Consider the following 17,304-nt stretch of genomic DNA (forward strand, 5'->3'; position numbering starts at 1 on the left):
AAGCAGCAATGGCAAAAGATAAGCACCGCGTTTCAATTAAACTGTCCCTAGAACTACGACAGCAGCTTAAAACTTACAAAGCGAGTCGAGGAAAGCGATCGCTTGCTGCCGCCGCAGAGGAAATTTTAGCAACCCATTTTCACCTGACCCAATTACCAACTCAGCAAGCAGCAACAAATGGTTCTATAGAGCGAATTGCCACTTTAGAAGCTAGAGTGACCTACCTGAGCGAGCAACTTGAAGCCTTGAAGCAAGCGATCGCCACGAACCAGGCTCATGACTCGGCTCCCAAACCCAATGTGATTCACCCAGCATCGTCTCCGGTAAGCATGTCCGAAGACGATGACGACGATGATATGTACGACGAGCCAGACGAGATTCTCTATAATTTTTTAGAGCCTGGAGTCCAGCCCTAGCAACCTTTATCTGGGGTATAACCCGTTAAAACTGGGTTATTTGTAAGCTAGCAGTTGCGGCTGAGCAGCAGATGTAGCGACTAACGTCCAGCCTGATTTCATCAACTGCTGGTAAGTAGCCCAACCCTTGGACCCACCTGGAACCTTGTAATCAGACATCGCATACTGAGGGAAAGATTTGTAAGGTCGCCAAGGCTGGGACGGCTGCATGCGCAAGTGCAGCACTTTTTCACCATCGTCTCCGCCAATCGAGAGCCAGCACATCTGTCCAGTCATATTACTCCTAGCTATTACAATCTAGAGAACTTATGGACGCAGCTTTGCAGTCGCTTTCAGTCATAGCCGCCTAACAAAGCAAAAAGCTGCTACATGTTCAACTTAACTGCTGAACTAGCTTTCTTGTGCATAATCTAGCAAGTCAGTCAAGGTGCTGCAATGTTTATTAATAAGAAGCTTTAATTGTGATATCTCTACACATAGTTCTCAGAATTCTTTGCATATGTGCTTGCCAGAGATCAAAGCTATAAATGTGGTAGAACAGCTATTTCTTTTCACTTAATCGGTTGATAAAGCTAAGAATTATGAGAAGATAAGCCTCAGTTTGCTGAACTTGATGCCTAGCTCAGTTGAAGCAGCCAAAAGATTCCTTGGAAGTAGTTAATAATGCGTTGTTCTATTTCAAGCCGAGCAGGCCAAGTCATCGCGCAGGGGCGTCTGATGCTGGACAAAGATGAAAATGGAGACCTAAGACTAAACTTCCAAACGGATGGAGGCCGAGTGATCCCAGGAGGTACCATTGGCCCTGATGGAGATCTCACCCCTGCCAGTCAGGAGTTGTTCCGCCAATTTCGCTCTACTTGGAGAATGATCGACTGTACTTTGACAGCCAAGTCGGATGGATAAGTAGAGAAAACTGCCATTAAAAAAACTCAAACTCCTAAGAAAGGGGTTTGAGTTTCTAGACGGTTTTGATTATGACAGTCTTGATTATGGAATGAACGAAGAGTGCCCAAGACGTTTAGTTGTCGTAGACTCGGCACTCAGCAGCGTCTGGATTATCGTCGCAAAACTGTTCCAACGAGTTCTTTTGTTTTGATTGACGTTGATGGGATGCTTCAGCTTGGAGTTCTTCAACCGCATCCCAAGCAGCAGCACATTCGCCGGAAGTGCTACCGCTGGTGTCACAAACGGCACGCGCTTGTTCCCGTTCTTGTTCGATTTGCTTTTGAATATCGCTCATGGATTTTTCGGTTTCGTCTTAGTTGTCTTTGAGCTAGGGTTAGGAACTCGTCAGCTGGTTAGCTTCTGAGATTAAGTATCCTGTCAGGCTATTTAATCAGCTATTTACAGTGATACAAGAGGCTGGGACCAGACAATCAGATTGAGTCTTATTTTTTAAGATTTAGGACTCTCTGCTTGAGAACAAGTCACTCTTGCCATCTCTTAACATAACTATAATGCTAACCCGCGATCGCTTTCCATCACCCTGCTTTCATTTCTGCCTCAGGAAGTAAGTCACCATTCACTGACATGGATGCTGATGCCCCATGGAGTAGATGCTTTAGTTTCTGCAATTTCTAGACTGCAATCTTTCGCATTGATTGTTAGCCTGAGGAAGTAAGCAGATAAGTGGAAAGCGTTCACCCCCAACGCTGCATCTCTACAACTTGCTGTTAGTCCTGATCTCGCTAGATTTAGAGTTCTACTATGCCTGTGCCTCCGTTTGTACCCCCACGCCCCGCTCATTGGTTATCGTTGGCGCTACTACTGACCACCGCCACGGGTTGTAGCCAGGTGGGTACGACGCTGCCAGAGCGATCGCAACCTAGCTCACTACCTACAGAGCAGGCTCCAACGGCTCAAGCGTCAGGCTCCACAAAACAGTTAACAGCGCAGGCTGCATCACCCCAGAACTTAGTTCCTACAGAAACGCTTACACCAACCCCCATCCGCTTAACAGCGGCAGATTTGCCACAGCCCTATGCCACGAATAGCGCCTCCAAAAGCCCAAACGTGGTGGATATTCCCAGCAATCCTTTGTTACGAGTTCCGGCTGGCTTCACGGTAAATGTGTATGCCGAAGAACTCGATAGACCCCGGTGGCTAGCCCTGGCTCCTAATGGCGACGTACTGGTGACTGAGACACGGCAAAATCGCATTCGCCTACTGCGCGATAGCAACAAAGATGGCGTCGCTGATGTTAAAAAAACGTTTGCTGGGCCAAGCAATGGCTTGTTTCTGCCCCTCGGCATGGCTTTTACTCAGGACTCATTTTTCTTAGGCAATACCAATGCCGTTCTGCGCTTTCCTTACCAATCAGGTCAAGAGAAACTTACAGGGCGGGGGCAAGCGATCGCGCAACTGCCAGGAGAGGGCTACAACCAGCATTGGACTCGGAATGTCGTCGTCTCACCCGACCAACAAAAGCTGTATGTCTCTGTCGGTTCTGAAAGCAACGCTGATACCGAACCACTTCCTCGCGCCTCAGTTCAAGTCATGAACCTGGATGGCTCGAACCAGCAAACCTTTGCTTATGGATTGCGTAATCCTGTAGGACTTGATTTTCAACCTGTTACAGGGGCGCTGCACGCCACGGTGAATGAGCGAGATGGGCTAGGAGATGATTTGGTGCCCGACTACCTAACCCAAGTGCAAGCAGGCGAATTTTACGGCTGGCCTTACAGCTACCTTGCCCCCAACTTGCTTGACCCTCGTCATGCTCGCAATGGCCAGAGCGATCGCCCAGAGTTAGCCGCTCAAACCCGGACCCCTGATGTGCTGTTTCAAGCTCACTCTGCTGCTTTAGGGCTTCAGTTTTATGACGGCAAGACCTTCCCCGAAAAGTATCGTAATGGTGCTTTTGTTGCCTTCCGGGGTTCTTGGAATCGCAATCAAGGCACAGGCTACAAGGTCGTATTCGTTCCCTTCAATGCTCAGGGTCGTGCCGCAGGCTATTACGAAGACTTTTTGACAGGTTTTCTCTTAGATCCAAGTGGCCCGACAACTTGGGGTCGTCCGGTCGGCCTCTTGGTGTTACCCGACGGCAGCTTGCTAGTCACCGAAGAAGCCAATGGTCGGATCTACCGTATTCAATACCAAGACTCGTAAAACTCTAACGCACGCGGAACTCAACCACGTCTCGTTTGATGGTGATGTCGTACTTGCCGAAAAAGTCATGACCCAGTAGACCCGTTTCTAGCTGAGGGCCTGCGATCGCCACCAACAACCCTTGAGCTTTGGCCCCATTGACTTCCATCATATGAATCTTCCCCAGGGGCAGTTCAATCCCTTTGGCACTCGCAGTATCAAACTTTAATTTAGCAACTGGAACCAAGCGCAACATCGCAGCCATGCGCTGGGTGACGACTGTCCCGCTAGCGCCTGTATCCACAATCATTTCAAAAGTTTGGTTGCCATTGAAGGTAACTCCAATGATAGGAGTGCCAGCCTCACGCCGCAGAATTTTGGCTTGGAAAACTTGCCCCTCAAGTAAAGTATTGGTTCTCGTAAAGGTGGCTAGAGTGCCATTAGGAGAGTGAGTGTTGCCAGGAGTGGTTCCACAAAGCTTGGACAGATCGATCGATCTGCCAGCAGGGTTAAGCATGTAACAACCATCTAACTCCTGGGCGATCGCCGCAGTTGAGAAGCGAGGTAACAACGGCGACAGAGCAGCAGCCAACACAGCAGTTAGACAGAAGAATCTCAGCATTGCCTCAGCCTTAGAAGTTCTTTTTTAGAATCCCCATTCCAGTGCATTTTTACTCACACTCATTAAAAAATTGCAGGCTGGGCGCTGGGTTATTAAAGAACATACCTTACCGTAAAGCTACTAGAAAGTCATGTAGCCCACCGTTTGACAAGTTCTGCTTCGCGATCGCATCAGTGATATTTTTCGTTTGTTAAACATAAAAAAAGCCCGACTAAAACGCCGAGCCTCTGAGCCATAAGGCTCCTGTGATGATGAGCCTAGTATTCCCGCTCAACCTTTTCGAGTTGCATCTATATGCCTATTTATCTAGCTAGTTTACTTTGGTAGCTGGTAGCACAGCACCCCTTTAAAGGGCGGGTATAAACAGGAACTTACCGAATTAGAACACACGCTGACCTACAGTCTTCCTATGTTGTTTAACATAACCAACTAAAGAAATCAATTGCTTTCACAACTTACCGAGTCAAATCATAAGATTTCTTCATATTAGTGCGAAGTATTGCTATCTTTAGCGGTAACAAAGGAAGCCACCGCCTTACAAGTAATGAATGGCAAATAACAACAAATAACAACAGCGATCGCTGTTCCATCTCTTTAGAGCTCAGAATTTAGCCGCACAATCATGGAACCAACGCGTATCCCTAAAGGTTTCCAATGAGGATCAGTAGAAGAGAGCAGGCGATCGCCTGCTACGGCACTGTAGTCATTCGGATATTTATCGCTGGCTTGAGGATCGGCCTGCATCACCAACGTCAGTTTGCCTACATAACGAGACAACCGCGTGTTGTGGAACATCACAGCCCCACCATAATCCCAGTCCAGACCTGAGATTTGGAACTTGCCAAGTTGTTTCTGCAAATGGGTGAGAGGAGTGCCCATGCCAATTCCTTCTGCTGTTTTCCAGGCAGAACCGAGTTCTCGGACATGCAGAGGCTTGGCTCGTTTGGTATCTTGCCAAACGACGGTGAAGGATTGTGCTAGACCTAGGTTTACGCGAGTTCCAGACCACATCCCTATACCTTCTGGCCCGTAGACTGTGCGATCGCTCAGCCGGGACTTCCCAAATAATTTAACTAAATCTTGATAGGTGGTGGTGCGGGTCACGGGACCAATCCGCTCTCCAGGCACCACCAACGTATCCTTCAAGATGTTGGGTGAGCTAGCCACGGTGCGAGGTGACGGAGTGACGGCTTGGGAAGGGGCTTCAGGAGGCATGCAAGCATGAGCACCCTGGATGATGGCTGTTAGACCAAGTGTGAATGAGAGCGTTACCAGAGCTATACGGTGATCGAGTCGGAACATGAAGCGAACCTCAAAGGTATATTCTCAGAAGCTGGGTTCTCTATACCTTCAACGCGATCGCCCGCTTTCTCGCCCACTTAGTAAAATTTCACTCAGGCAATTCCTCAAGTGAGTAGTCTCGCCACTCTGGGAGACCTGGTTGCCAATCATCTGAGTCCTAGTCTGAATAGAAGTAAGATCGTTCTCATCAAGCTTTATTTAATTAACTCAACCGAGACTATCCTGTGGAATCCGAAAAAAACATCCCTCTTGAAGATCAGAACGTTCCAGCCGCTCATCAGGGACTGCATGGTTTTCTGTACAGTTCTGAAGATGAACATGGCTCAACTACCTCCTCCCTCCCATTGGTGCCTGAAGGGGCTGAAGTGGTTCCAGCAGAAAATTGGCGATCGCACACTCACAGGGTTAAGGTGGCGGGGGTCTACGCTGTTTTAGATGCTGACCACCAAACCCAGTACATCGGCTACTCCCGCGATGTCCAGCAGTCGCTGGAAGGGCACATTGCCCAGCATGGGGTGGAAGCCTGTGCTTTTATCCGAGTTCAGACCTTTAAGTTTCCGACGCGGCAGGCAATGGAAGCGTTGCGAGATGAGTGGCTTACCGCACTGGATCAGGTTCCGTCTGGGAATCAAATGGGAGAGGGAACTTGGGCGAAAACAATTGGCGAAGTGGCGCAAGCCAGTATGTCGGCCGCAGAGCGCCAAGCCTACGAAGAGAAAAAGCTCAAGTTACGCAAGGCTATGGCCGATAACACTCTCAGCCATGAATTAGATGCACAGGAGGCACCGGATGAGTCCGAAGCTGAGCGTCGTCGGAAACTCAAAGCAGCGGTTGAGAATGATGATTGGAGTGGTGTAGTTGAGTCCTAATGTTTGCTCTGCTCGCCCTTGGATGAACTAAACAGACTTGGGAATAAGCTCCGAAAGGCGCGATCGGTCCTTTAACGGCACTGGCTACAAAATCGTTAAATATTCTGACGGGACGTGCTCCACCAGCCAAACGCCATTTTCTGCACAGAAAAAGAGATATCCTGCTTGGTGCATTGCCACAGCATCGATCGCAAACACAACTGGACGACCATGCCTAGCACCCACTTTTCGGGCTGTTTCCACATCTTTGGAAAGGTGAACATGATGCCGTGACATCTTGTTTAGACCCGATTGCAAAATCATTGCTACTGCGCGATCGCCTGTACCGTGATACAAAACATCCGGCGGCACCTGTGGCTCTAGTTGCAGATCAACTTCTACACTATGACCTTGGTTGGCTCGGATCAGCGTACCTGTGACATTGAGGGAGAAACGCTTTTTATCACTCGTCGCCACTACTTCCCCCAGTTCTTCACGGCTGAGGGGAAACTGATGTTGAGCGCAGGCTGCAAGCAATTCCTCAACCGCAACCCAGCCACCTGCACCAAGAGTTAAGCCCAGGCGTTCTGGTTGGTGGCGGAGATGCTTGCTGAGGTATTTGCTGACTTTAACTAGGCGATCGCTGTTCATTAGACAAATTTGTGCATAAACTCATGAATCAAATCTACTCGTCCCTTCCGCAATAGGGCAGGATCTAAACGTTCCATTGTGTTGCAGGTCATCAAAACCACAAATCTTTGTTGAGCTTGAATCCTGCCTTCCTCCAATACACTTTGATGCAACGTGCCATCCAGCAAGCTTAGGATATGTTCGGTTTTGCTGCTACTTTGAGCTGCCACATTCGCGCGGTTCTGGGCCAGGTTATCCGCTTCATTGATGATCAGACAGATGTGCTCTAGATAAGTGGGTGGAACGAAATTCTCCACAGCATCATGATCAAGAATAAAGATGACATATCCTAATGGCATCAACACTTCTTTAGCGATCGCTTGAGTCCAAGCCGTTTTGCCTGTTCCTGGCTCTCCATGTACCAGAACTGCCAATTGGTTTTGGTCGAAAACTGCTTGCTGAACGCGATCGCTAAATTCCTGCACATCTGCTGAAAAAGAACGAATAGCGTATTGGCTCTGAATTTGCCCAACTCGGCTTTGATAGCCACTCAGCATCACAGCTAGGTTGTAGGTGGCTTTGCTGATTAGGGAGTTCAGTTCTCTCGCCAGTAGTGTTAGTCGTCGTCTCCCTGGACCAATGTTTTGAATCTGTAACCAAATATCTTGTTGTGGCCAGTAGGCATTGACTGTATCAATCGTATCGACCCGCTCCCAACTAATGAACTTCTCAATTGGAAGGTAGAAGTAGCGATCGAAGTAGTATTGCGTAATTAGAACAGGTTTTCCTAATAACTCCAATACTTTAAGGATCGTGAGTTCCTGAAGCCGATTTAAAACATAATCAATCGGGATATTGGTGCGGCTGACCTGCTGAAGCACCGGGGTTTCTACCGTCAGTGATGGCACATGGCGGTAATCAGGGCTGGGAGGCTCAGGCGTGATATAGCTCCAAAACTCATCTAACTCATAGCGTGTACCGGAGGAAAAAACACTTAGCAAATTCGCCCACCCGCTATAGTTAGTGCGGCCTAAAGTATCGGCGATCGCACTAGCAACATCCACAGTTTTTTTGGATAGCTCCGCTGAATCGTGCATTGCCAAATGCCACAGAAATTGCCAGTCTAGCTCTCGGTTGAGCGGTCGCCAGCCTGCCCCCAACAAGCCCTGACTTTGGAGATTAGTAGATGTAGTTTGTCCGTCTTGATGATCAAAGTATCCAGTTGCCATATATTTAATTTCCCCAATCCCTCCCTCACCACAGTCAACAGACCAGCACGCGGTAGTAACATTCACAATGCCCGGTACGCTTGTAACCATGCTGGGCATTAGTTATAAGACGGGATTCGAACCCGTTGGCATGGCCCCCACGCCACCAATAGAGCGACTTTCTAGATCGCAAATCCAACTTGCCCAGTTGGCGGGTTGTGCTCGCTTCTGCTGGCTTGGCTACCAACTTGAAGACCTCTCCCCAACCCCTCCCCTGCGAGGAGAGGGGCTTATATTCTCCCCCTTCCCTACTAGGGAAGAGGCTGGAGGGTTAGGTCTCTCTACTGACCTCAATCAAATCCGTTTGCCAATTGAGTGCCTGAATTTGAGCATCCAGTTCTCGATAGTTTCTGGATAACCTATCCACTTGGTTCTGGATCTGCGCGATCGCTACTGTACTGAAGAACTTAACCTCCGAACGGGTATAACGTTCTTGCCGGATAGAAGCTGCATCTACCAAATTGCTATAAACATTCCGCTGCATCTGCAAGGTCTCTCTTTCTGCCAAAGCATCAGAGAGAGTCGCATTCTGAAAAGCAGTACGAGCATTGGTTTGGTTGATTTGCTGGATTAGAGTTCTGAGTTGGGCAATCGCAGCATCCAGCTCACTCAGCAATGTTTCTGGATTCTCAGCAGGTTGTTCTCCTTCTTGTACTTTGGCACTCCGTAGCAATCTTTGTTGCAACTGAGCAATTCGTTTTTGACAATCTGCTCTGAGGATCAATGCTTCTGCTAATTTCATTGATTCTCACCTCCCTACACACGCTAGAAATTGAGCGATCGCTTATCTGTAATGCCTGGTAAGCACGATCGCCATTAGTCTTGAGTCAATCAACATTGTTATAATACAATTTATACTACATTATAATACATGTCAAGTATAGTCAGAGAATATCTCGATTACGCAAGTAATTCACGATAAAAGTTAGGTGAGTCGCTAGGGAGATGAGTGGTTGGCTGCAAAGTTTGCTTGTTTAACCGCAAGGCTTTAGTGATGCCGATTTGACTGAGAAAATCTAGGTCATGAGAGATCACCCACAAAGCACCTTGATACTGATTAAGCGCGGCAATCATGGGCTCTACCGTCACAGTATCTAAGTTATTAGTGGGTTCATCCAGGATCAACAAATCCACTTCTGAGATGGTAATCATTGCGATCGCCAGCCGAGCCAGTTCTCCACCACTCAATACGGCGGCAGATTGATATACTGTCTCATTGAAAAAGAGAAAATGCCCCAGTTGTTGGCGGAGCAATTGGTAGCTCAGTTGAGGATTAGCGGCTTGCATATTCTCTAAGATGGTTTTCTGGCGATCGACTACAGCATAGGTTTGATCTAAATACATCGCTTGTAGATCTGTAGCTAGCCGCACCTCTCCTGCTTCCAAAACCGCTTCTGTTGCTGCTAATCCCAAGATCGCTTTTACTAAGGTCGATTTGCCAGAACCGTTAGCTCCCAGCACAGCAATCCGATCGCCAGTTTTCACATGCAACTGGATGTCTTTGATCAAGGTGCGATCGCCCACTCTTAAATCAGCGCCTTGGATATCAATCAGATTTCTGACTTTGCGTAGCTTCTCCTCCAACCGAATTAGTGTGGCTTTTGAGGTTCTGATTTTGGTCTCTGCTAGCTTCTGCTGCGCTTGAACTAGAGCTATGTCATGTTTTTTGGCCGCAGTTCCCGCTGTAGCTGAGGCGCGGTTGGCAAAATAGCGTTTGGCCGCTTTGCCCATGCTGTTGTCGAGTGCTTGTAATCGTCCCTCTCGTTGCGATCGCGCTGCCCGTTGTTGCTCTTTTAGCGCCGCTTCTTTGGCTCGCTTTAAGTCTTTTTTGGCGGCCTCATGGGAACGCTCAGCATTTTCTAGGGCGATCGCTTTTTGTTCTTTGTAGAACGAGAAGTTCCCTCCATAAACCTGGATGCCTGTTGGCATTAATTCCCAAGTAGTGTTAGCGACTTGATCCAAAAAGAAAGGTTTATGGGAGACAATCACAAAAGCGCCAGAAAAATGACAGAGAAACTGTCTTAGCGCCTCCAGTGCTGCTAGATCCATATGATTAGTTGGTTCATCCAGCAACAAGATGCGTGGCTCTTGCGCCAAACCAATCGCTAGAAATAACTTGGTCAGCTCACCACCGCTGAGATTTGCGATTGAGAGGGAGAGATCTACAACTGTTGCTAATTTGGTTTCTAGGATGTCAGCGATCGCCCACCAGTCATCAGCGATGGAATTCAGCCATGCCAACACTGTCTGCTGCTGTTGCTCTAGGGGTAATGTGCTGATTTGCGGCAAATAGTAGATGCTGTCTTTTTGGTAAATAGAGCCAGAACTTGGTTGCACCAGTCCTGCTAAAAGCTGTAATAACGTAGACTTGCCAACACCATTCGGACCCACGAGTGCAATCCGATCGCCCGCTTGAATGCTAACGTCAATTTCCTGAAATAAGGTTCTATCTGCCGTTAAGTTGTAACTAAGATTTTCTGCCCGTAAGAGAACTCTAGATTCCATCCCAAAACCTCAACTTGGATAAAGCGATCGCGAATATTCCAAGTGAGATTCTTCATGGCTCTGTTCTCCAATCTATCTACGAAAAAAATTAGATCTAGTTGATCGATCTCGAACTACAACTCTACAATAGCCGATTCCAGATGCTCCTTATTGAGGGGCGATCGCGCTGGCAGAAATTCCTTTTGGCATATTGGTTGCAGCATCTAACTCGCCCTGAAACTTCTCGCCATAAAAAGCCGCAGAAATTTGGATTTGCCCAATGATGTGACGGTTGAACTCTGCAAGTTTTTCGGCTGGTATCCATAGCTCTTGGCAGATCGCACCACCCACTACTTGCACTTCAAACTGCTGCACATAGCTATCCTCAACCTCAAATTGAGTCACAAAGCCCGCAAAGCTATTGCTCTTAGTATTCCAGTCGCGTGCAATCTTCTCTGCATACTCAAAGTTGAGAACTGGATAGAAAATGGGTTGTTCTGGCAGGCGCGGCGGAAATGCCTGGAAGCTTGATTGAGCAATTAATTCCAGTTCTTTGAGTCCCACAGGACGATAGAGCAGCATAGTTTTGCAGTACCGAATTCACAGACCTGAATTTGACAGGCAGATTTATACTACAAATATACTACACCTTCGATAAAGAGTGTCACTGCTCCGAGTGGTTTAAGACTGTGGTCGCCGCGATCGCTTGCAAAGCCTGAGCTGTATCCTGCGGCAAACCAGCGGTGTAGTCCAATCCCTCAGGGCTTTTGCGGTAGACCACAGCGTAAAACACGCAAGCAGCCAGGTAAGAGCCCGTTAAGCTGGGATGACTGCCATCACTCTCCCACAGTTGCAGATTTGGCTGCTGTGCTAGTGCAGTTTGCCAAGCCATGCCGACAGGTGCCACTAGAAGATTACGTTCTTTGGCAATTTTGAGATAACCTGCCTGTAACTGTGACTGCATGGTGGCAAAGTCTGGGTGTCCCACTTCTGCAAATCCATCTCGGCGACCCCAAGTCATGAACAGTAAAGTACGAGACCCTGCTTGTTGAATCTGATCATCCAAGAGGCGGACGGCAGGATACATTTCTTGGGTCCGATTGGCTTCAACCGAAGGCACGACACTTTGCTCCTGTAAGACCACAAAGGTCCACTTTTGTTGTCCTATTTTGTACAAAGTAGAAGCTGAGGTCGCATGTTGCAACAGCTTCCAACCTCCCTCCGCCACCATATCTACAACGATGGCTTGCCCACCTGATTTCGCTAACTCCGCTAAGATTTGCGGCAAGTTATTTTGATAGGTATAGCTATTCCCAATGAATAAAATAGATAAAGTTGGTTTAGGTTCTGGCTTAGGTGTGCTGGTACATCCCATGACTAACCCGATGACTAATACCTGACAAATCAAACGACGCGCTACTAATAGCCGTTTATGCTGAGGTCTCCAGTTCATAAAGTGCTCCCACAACAATCTTCCAGCCATCGTTTTCTCGCCGCATTGTGTAAGCCAAACCGAAGCGCTCTAATTTCTGTCTATTTTCTTTAAAGCGAATGACAATGCCTTTCACAGTAGCAAGGCGATCGCTCAACTGATCAACGCTGAGAGATTCAGTTTCACTGTAGGCATACCCCCGAAATTTGAGCTCCGCCATGACAGCAGTGAACACGACAAAACCTTCGATCCAGTTTTTCACAGTTACTACTTTGTCCGGCGAAATCAAGATAGCTGGGTAGTGATAAAAAGATAGAACTGATAAGGGGTTGAGGCTTTCGAAGGTTTTAGCGTATTGGTTAAATGTATCCAGAATGTTGTTTGAGTCGTCAATCATGAGCAGTTTGGGAATGAAGGATAGATAGGATGAAGCATACAGGCTGAATCAATCATTAGCTTTGTAAGAAGCTGATAATTGCGGCGGCTGTGGTTTCTGGATGACTGAAGCAGAAAGCGTGACCTGCCTCTGTAAGCACCTCTAGTTTGGCACCAGGGATATTTTTGGCTAAAAACTCACTATTTTGAGGCGGGATAATGCGATCGCTATCACCAGTGATTACTAATGTAGGAGCCGTTATCTTACCTAACAAGCTACAGGTATCATGGGTGCTCATCGCTTGATACTGACGGATCAGCGCTTCTCCTTGGCTGTGGTAAGGTGCAGTTGCTTGAAGAAACTCACCTATACGTAATTGATGCGCTTGCAAAAATCCCAGAGGAAAAAGCTGCTCTAAAATACTGCTACTCCCAAGCCCCGCAGGAGGATTAAACTGGCTACAGGTTCCGCCCGCCATCGTACAGCCTAAAATCAGTTTTTTGAGTTGATCAGTATGATTGAGGGCAAACTGTTGAGCTACCATACCGCCCATACTGATGCCAAACACATGCGCTTTAGTCTCACCCAGCATTTTTAATAAATCTGCGGCATCTTCTGCCATTTGAGCTGTGGTGTAAGCTCCCGCAGCTTGGCTCGTTTCTCCCGCATCTCGGTTATCAAACAAAATGACTTTGTAATGCCGTGAGAGCAGTTCCGGTAGCTCAGTTCCCCAATCTAACAAACTAAAACTGAGCCCCATAATCATTAGGAGTGGATCTCCTTCACCATAAATTTTGTAGTTGATATCAAGACCATTCACATGAATTTTGGGCATATCAGCTGATTAAAAAAGTAATGTGGGGTCATCGCAGAACCCATGCTATGAACAATGCGATCGCCTCCATCATAAATCCCGGTCGCTAATGATCTCGTATTCGTCACCCAGCTCTGTACGGATCAGCGCCAATAGCTGGCTCACTGCCGTATTGAAGCGCTCGCATTCTTCTAGTGGCCAAGGGCTAGGGCCAAGGGGATCGCTCCAATCTAGTGCGGTGTCGTGCCATGCGCCGAGCGATCGCAACTGCTCAGAAATTTCAGCGCTTAGTCCTAACTCCTCAGGCTCAATAGGACCGACACCAAAGCGATCGCGGGCTGCATCATTGCCACACCAAAACGGTGAATCACATCCCCAATCATAAAAAAATCGAATTTGGCAATGCCGCTTTGAGCTACTCACAATGTTTTTAGTCAATTAGGAGGGCACAAAGTTTACGGCAAGTTGCATTAAGTTTCATTTTGCTAATGATGTCGCTTACTTCAAGAACAAGTTTGGCAGAATACTGAGGCTTAATGTCGTTATAGCTATGGCGATATTAAGCCTCAAACCGATTGATGAAGCTGTTAATACCCAGTCGTTCCAAGTTGGATTAGGATTTCCTGATTTAGGCAAACCAGGAGCGTTACGGGTACTCACTTTTGTTGTGCCGATAGATATTGTCAAAGGGCGAAAATATTTCGTGTCAGATGGGGGAGATGGCGGCACGATGTTAGAGCTAGAAGCTTCCTATTATTACCCTCTCACGGATAATTTGGCGATCGCTCCAGCCTTCTATGTCATCTTTAACCCCAATAATTTCGATAGAAATCCCGGTATTTACGTAGGCAATCTTCGCACCCAATTTAACTTTTAAATTCCCCTACAAAAAGAATCATTTCTAATTGATTGGAGCGGTATATCACAGAACTTGCTGGGAACTCTGATCTGGATCACATCGGTACGAGCCGTAAATTCTGGTCATGAAAATGCGTCGTTCCAGCAAAGTCAAAGCGCTGTCTCTCCAACTAGTCCTCATTGTTCCCTTCGTGCTCCAAATCTTTGGGGCAGTGGGGCTAGTTAGCTACCTGTCCTTTAGAAACGGACAGAAGGCGGTGAATGATCTAGCGGCTCAGTTGATGGAACGCAGCAGCGGTAAGGTCAATCAGCATTTGGATTCTTATCTCTCAGTTCCTCACAAAGTAGCTCAGATTAATGCGGATGCCATTCGGATGGGGCTGCTGGATACTCGCGATCGCCAAACCGTAGGCAAGTATTTCTGGCATCAGATGCAAGCCTATGATGTGAGCTACATTGGCATTGGGCTGACGACGGGAGAAGGAGTGGGAGCCGCTCGTTATGACGGCAAAACAGTCACAATGGACGACTGGGATGCCCGCCCGCGCAACAATTGGATCAGCTACGCTCTCGATGACCAAGGCGATCGCACCCGTGTGCTAGAAACCTTGGATTGGAGCAACTTTGAACAACCGTGGTACACAGGCCCTGTCAAAGCGGGTAAACCCGTTTGGTCCCCAATCTTTGTAGTCAATTATCCTAACCAAGTCTATATTGCCACCTCAGCAGGTCGCCCGATCTACGACGCGAATAAGCAGTTGCTGGGTATGGTAAGTATCGATGTTTCTCTCCTCAAGCTGAGCGACTTCCTGAGGAGTTTAGCCATCAGTCGCTCAGGTCAAGTTTTTATTCTGGAGCGAGACGGCACACTCATTGCTAATTCTGGCCAAGCTCAACCGTTCAGCTTGGTGAAGTCAGAAATCAAGCGGTTGGAGGCAATCAATAGCCCTGATCCTGTAGTTCAGCAAGTTGCCCAACAAGTTCAACAACGCTTTAACGGCTTCCAAAATATTGCTGGGTCTCAAGAGCTACGGCTGAAATTAGAAGGAGAGCCGTATTATGTCCATGTCACTCCTTGGCGCGATGAGTATGGCTTGGATTGGTTAGTCGTCATGAGTGTGCCAGAGAACTCATTTATGGCACAAATCAACACCAACACTCGCACCACCATTTGGCTTTGCTTAGGTGCTTTGGCAGTTGCTTCGGTGATGGGCATTCTCACCTCCCGCTGGATTATCCGTCCTATCTTGCGGCTCAACCGTGCTAGCGAAGCGATGGCATCTGGCAACTTGAACCAAGCCGTCGAGCAGAATGGCATTGAAGAATTCAACATCCTCGCTACCTCTTTTAACCACATGGCTCGTCAGTTACGCGAGTCATTTACAGCTCTAGAGCAAAGCAACGAAGAACTCGAAGACCGAGTAGAGCAACGTACCCTGGAATTAAAAAACGCCCTAGGAGAGTTGCAGCGAACCCAAGCCCAAGTAGTTCAAAGCGAAAAAATGTCTAGCTTGGGACAGTTAGTTGCTGGCATTGCCCACGAAATCAATAATCCAGTTAACTTCATTCATGGCAATCTGAGCCATGTGCAGGCATACACCCAGGATCTGTTGGAGTTCATGCAACTATATCAACAGCAATACCCCAACCCTAGCCCTGAGATTCAGGCGACAGCAGAAGAGATCGATTTAGAGTTCTTGCAGGCAGACTTACCCAAAATGCTGTCCTCAATGCGGGTGGGTACCGATCGCATTCGCCAAATTGTCTTGTCTCTGCGCAACTTCTCCCGCATGGATGAATCCGAGATCAAGCCAGTCGATATTCATGAAGGACTTGATAGTACGCTGATGATTTTGCAGCATCGCCTCAAAGCCCACCCAGAACGGCCAGAAATTGAGGTGATCAAAGAGTACAGCTCTCTACCTCACGTGGAATGCTATGCGGGGCAACTGAATCAAGTATTTATGAACATTCTCACAAATGCCATTGATGCGATGGAAGAGAGCAATGCCAGCAAGAGCTTTCAGAAGCTTCAGGTTAACCCTAATCGGATTACCATTCGCACCTCGATTGTGAGCGACCAATGGGTGCAAATCGCGATCGCGGATAATGGCCCAGGTATTCCCGACCTAATACAGCAACGTGTCTTCGACCCCTTCTTTACGACAAAATCGGTTGGGAAAGGAACAGGCATGGGAATGTCGATCAGCTATCAGATCATCACTGAAAAACATCACGGCAAGCTGGAATGTCTTTCCACGGTGGGACAAGGAACTGAATTTTTAATTCGAATTCCGATCTGCCAGCAGAAACAGTCAGTAGCGTTGGTGGGTGGAAGGCAAGAGAAAGGATGAGGAATAGCAAAGAACGACTAGTGATCGCTGCCTTGATCGCTCTACAGGATGACCTAACTGGGCGATTTCAGTTGGTTACAGAAAACATAAGCTGACTAGGTAGGAGCGGCTTTGCCAGGTCATCAAACCTCTTACGCTCATCCTAGACTAAATACCAACGATTCCCCCAACGACTGCCGTGGTTGAAGCTTTTAACGCTTTTCTGACTCAGGTTCTCTTTTTTGTCAGCTCCACTTTATCCTTTGGCTTGATTGGATTACTATTTTTCATTGGGCCAGCTTTGGGAGCGATCGCCGTTCGGCGTTCTCTGTCACTGCGTTGGCATTTATTTCTGTTGAGTATTTGCATTTTCTACGGGGTTGTGCCACTGCTCATGGGCTGGGGAGGACTAGCTCTGGCTGAACACTTTAGCTGTGATGTAGAAATCACGATCTACAAGTGTGTGGGAAATCCCCAACTAGGGAATTTAATCACAGGCATGACCTTCGCCCCTTGGGGATTGATGCTCACCATTCCATCTAGTGTGTTGGGTACATTTGGACTCTTAATCTCTTTCGTTCTCAAAGTTACTAGGCCAAACCAAGGGATACAAACATCCCCAAGACCAACTGCTGCTTTTTATCGCAGCCACCGCCATCAGGTAATTGCAGGGGTTTGTACAGCGATCGCCCAGCGTTGGCATCTACCACTTTTAGGCGTCAGGATTGCCACAGTTGCCTTAGTAGTCATCATGCCAATGCTGGGACTACCGTTGTATCTCTGGTTGTGGTTGGCATTTCCATTTGAGCCAGCGGCAGAGTCCACTTAGGCGAT

The 17,304-nt window shown here is 47.7% G+C and carries 20 protein-coding genes; 7 read left to right on the plus strand and 13 right to left on the minus strand.

Features of this window, described 5'->3' with window-relative positions:
* Positions 1–8: 8 nt before the first annotated feature.
* A complete protein-coding gene (locus H6F72_RS18775; protein WP_190439056.1) occupies positions 9–416 on the plus strand; it encodes a hypothetical protein in 408 nt (135 codons plus the stop codon).
* Between the two features lie 36 nt (positions 417–452).
* On the opposite strand, the gene H6F72_RS18780 is transcribed toward H6F72_RS18775, so the two are convergent.
* Positions 453–692 carry a hypothetical protein gene (locus H6F72_RS18780; RefSeq protein ID WP_190439058.1) on the minus strand — a complete coding sequence of 80 codons (240 nt, stop codon included), beginning with the start codon at positions 690–692 and terminating at the stop codon, positions 453–455.
* A 387-nt stretch (positions 693–1,079) separates the two neighbouring features.
* On the opposite strand from H6F72_RS18780, the gene H6F72_RS18785 reads away from it, so the two are divergent.
* Complete coding sequence (locus tag H6F72_RS18785; protein WP_190439060.1) at positions 1,080–1,319, plus strand: hypothetical protein; 240 nt, start codon at positions 1,080–1,082, stop codon at positions 1,317–1,319.
* Between the two features lie 115 nt (positions 1,320–1,434).
* Here H6F72_RS18785 and H6F72_RS18790 read toward each other — a convergent pair whose 3' ends face one another.
* Entirely contained in the window at positions 1,435–1,656 is a 222-nt protein-coding gene (locus H6F72_RS18790; RefSeq protein WP_190439069.1) for a Calvin cycle protein CP12, read from the minus strand.
* A gap of 467 nt (positions 1,657–2,123) precedes the next feature.
* On the opposite strand from H6F72_RS18790, the gene H6F72_RS18795 reads away from it, so the two are divergent.
* A complete protein-coding gene (locus H6F72_RS18795) occupies positions 2,124–3,524 on the plus strand; it encodes a sorbosone dehydrogenase family protein (RefSeq protein ID WP_190439070.1) in 1,401 nt (466 codons plus the stop codon).
* A 4-nt stretch (positions 3,525–3,528) separates the two neighbouring features.
* On the opposite strand, the gene H6F72_RS18800 is transcribed toward H6F72_RS18795, so the two are convergent.
* Positions 3,529–4,125 carry a TIGR02281 family clan AA aspartic protease gene (locus tag H6F72_RS18800; RefSeq protein WP_190439071.1) on the minus strand — a complete coding sequence of 199 codons (597 nt, stop codon included), beginning with the start codon at positions 4,123–4,125 and terminating at the stop codon, positions 3,529–3,531.
* Positions 4,126–4,719: 594 nt separating this feature from the next.
* The gene (locus tag H6F72_RS18805) at positions 4,720–5,427 is read right to left on the minus strand and encodes a hypothetical protein (protein WP_199299176.1); all 708 of its coding nucleotides are present in this window, start codon (positions 5,425–5,427) and stop codon (positions 4,720–4,722) included.
* A 224-nt stretch (positions 5,428–5,651) separates the two neighbouring features.
* Here H6F72_RS18805 and H6F72_RS18810 point away from each other — a divergent pair, with 224 nt between their 5' ends.
* Entirely contained in the window at positions 5,652–6,296 is a 645-nt protein-coding gene (locus H6F72_RS18810; RefSeq protein WP_190439072.1) for a GIY-YIG nuclease family protein, read from the plus strand.
* A gap of 84 nt (positions 6,297–6,380) precedes the next feature.
* On the opposite strand, the gene H6F72_RS18815 is transcribed toward H6F72_RS18810, so the two are convergent.
* The 9 genes from H6F72_RS18815 to H6F72_RS18855 form a co-directional block, all read right to left on the minus strand.
* Positions 6,381–6,926, minus strand: a complete 546-nt coding sequence (locus tag H6F72_RS18815; protein ID WP_190439073.1) for an RNA 2'-phosphotransferase — start codon at positions 6,924–6,926, stop codon at positions 6,381–6,383.
* On the minus strand, positions 6,926–8,134 hold the full coding sequence (locus H6F72_RS18820) for an AAA family ATPase (protein WP_190439076.1): 1,209 nt from the start codon (positions 8,132–8,134) through the stop codon (positions 6,926–6,928). The genes H6F72_RS18815 and H6F72_RS18820 overlap by 1 nt, the downstream gene beginning before the upstream one ends.
* A gap of 310 nt (positions 8,135–8,444) precedes the next feature.
* A complete protein-coding gene (locus H6F72_RS18825) occupies positions 8,445–8,915 on the minus strand; it encodes a DIP1984 family protein (protein ID WP_190439089.1) in 471 nt (156 codons plus the stop codon).
* 158 nt (positions 8,916–9,073) lie between these two features.
* A complete protein-coding gene (gene abc-f, locus H6F72_RS18830) occupies positions 9,074–10,678 on the minus strand; it encodes a ribosomal protection-like ABC-F family protein (RefSeq protein WP_190439093.1) in 1,605 nt (534 codons plus the stop codon).
* A 147-nt stretch (positions 10,679–10,825) separates the two neighbouring features.
* Complete coding sequence (locus tag H6F72_RS18835; RefSeq protein WP_190439097.1) at positions 10,826–11,239, minus strand: ADP-ribosylation/crystallin J1; 414 nt, start codon at positions 11,237–11,239, stop codon at positions 10,826–10,828.
* Between the two features lie 82 nt (positions 11,240–11,321).
* Positions 11,322–12,110: a DUF4886 domain-containing protein gene (locus H6F72_RS18840; protein ID WP_190439101.1), complete on the minus strand. Its 789-nt coding sequence runs from the start codon at positions 12,108–12,110 to the stop codon at positions 11,322–11,324.
* The gene (locus H6F72_RS18845; protein WP_190439104.1) at positions 12,088–12,486 is read right to left on the minus strand and encodes a hypothetical protein; all 399 of its coding nucleotides are present in this window, start codon (positions 12,484–12,486) and stop codon (positions 12,088–12,090) included. The genes H6F72_RS18840 and H6F72_RS18845 overlap by 23 nt, the downstream gene beginning before the upstream one ends.
* Before the next feature lie 55 nt (positions 12,487–12,541).
* Positions 12,542–13,300 (minus strand): alpha/beta fold hydrolase, encoded by a 759-nt coding sequence (locus H6F72_RS18850; RefSeq protein WP_190439106.1) that lies wholly within the window; start codon positions 13,298–13,300, stop codon positions 12,542–12,544.
* Positions 13,301–13,369: 69 nt separating this feature from the next.
* On the minus strand, positions 13,370–13,702 hold the full coding sequence (locus tag H6F72_RS18855; RefSeq protein WP_199299177.1) for a hypothetical protein: 333 nt from the start codon (positions 13,700–13,702) through the stop codon (positions 13,370–13,372).
* Positions 13,703–13,829: 127 nt separating this feature from the next.
* On the opposite strand from H6F72_RS18855, the gene H6F72_RS18860 reads away from it, so the two are divergent.
* The 3 genes from H6F72_RS18860 to H6F72_RS31185 all read left to right on the plus strand — a co-directional run bounded on the left by H6F72_RS18860 (position 13,830) and on the right by H6F72_RS31185 (position 17,299).
* Positions 13,830–14,156, plus strand: a complete 327-nt coding sequence (locus H6F72_RS18860; protein WP_190439107.1) for a carbohydrate porin — start codon at positions 13,830–13,832, stop codon at positions 14,154–14,156.
* Positions 14,157–14,262: 106 nt separating this feature from the next.
* Positions 14,263–16,491 carry an ATP-binding protein gene (locus H6F72_RS18865; protein WP_190439109.1) on the plus strand — a complete coding sequence of 743 codons (2,229 nt, stop codon included), beginning with the start codon at positions 14,263–14,265 and terminating at the stop codon, positions 16,489–16,491.
* Between the two features lie 178 nt (positions 16,492–16,669).
* Complete coding sequence (locus H6F72_RS31185) at positions 16,670–17,299, plus strand: PspC domain-containing protein (RefSeq protein ID WP_348252030.1); 630 nt, start codon at positions 16,670–16,672, stop codon at positions 17,297–17,299.
* Positions 17,300–17,304: the final 5 nt, after the last annotated feature.

It is taken from the genome of Trichocoleus sp. FACHB-46 (assembly GCF_014695385.1).
GTDB lineage: Bacteria > Cyanobacteriota > Cyanobacteriia > FACHB-46 > FACHB-46 > Trichocoleus.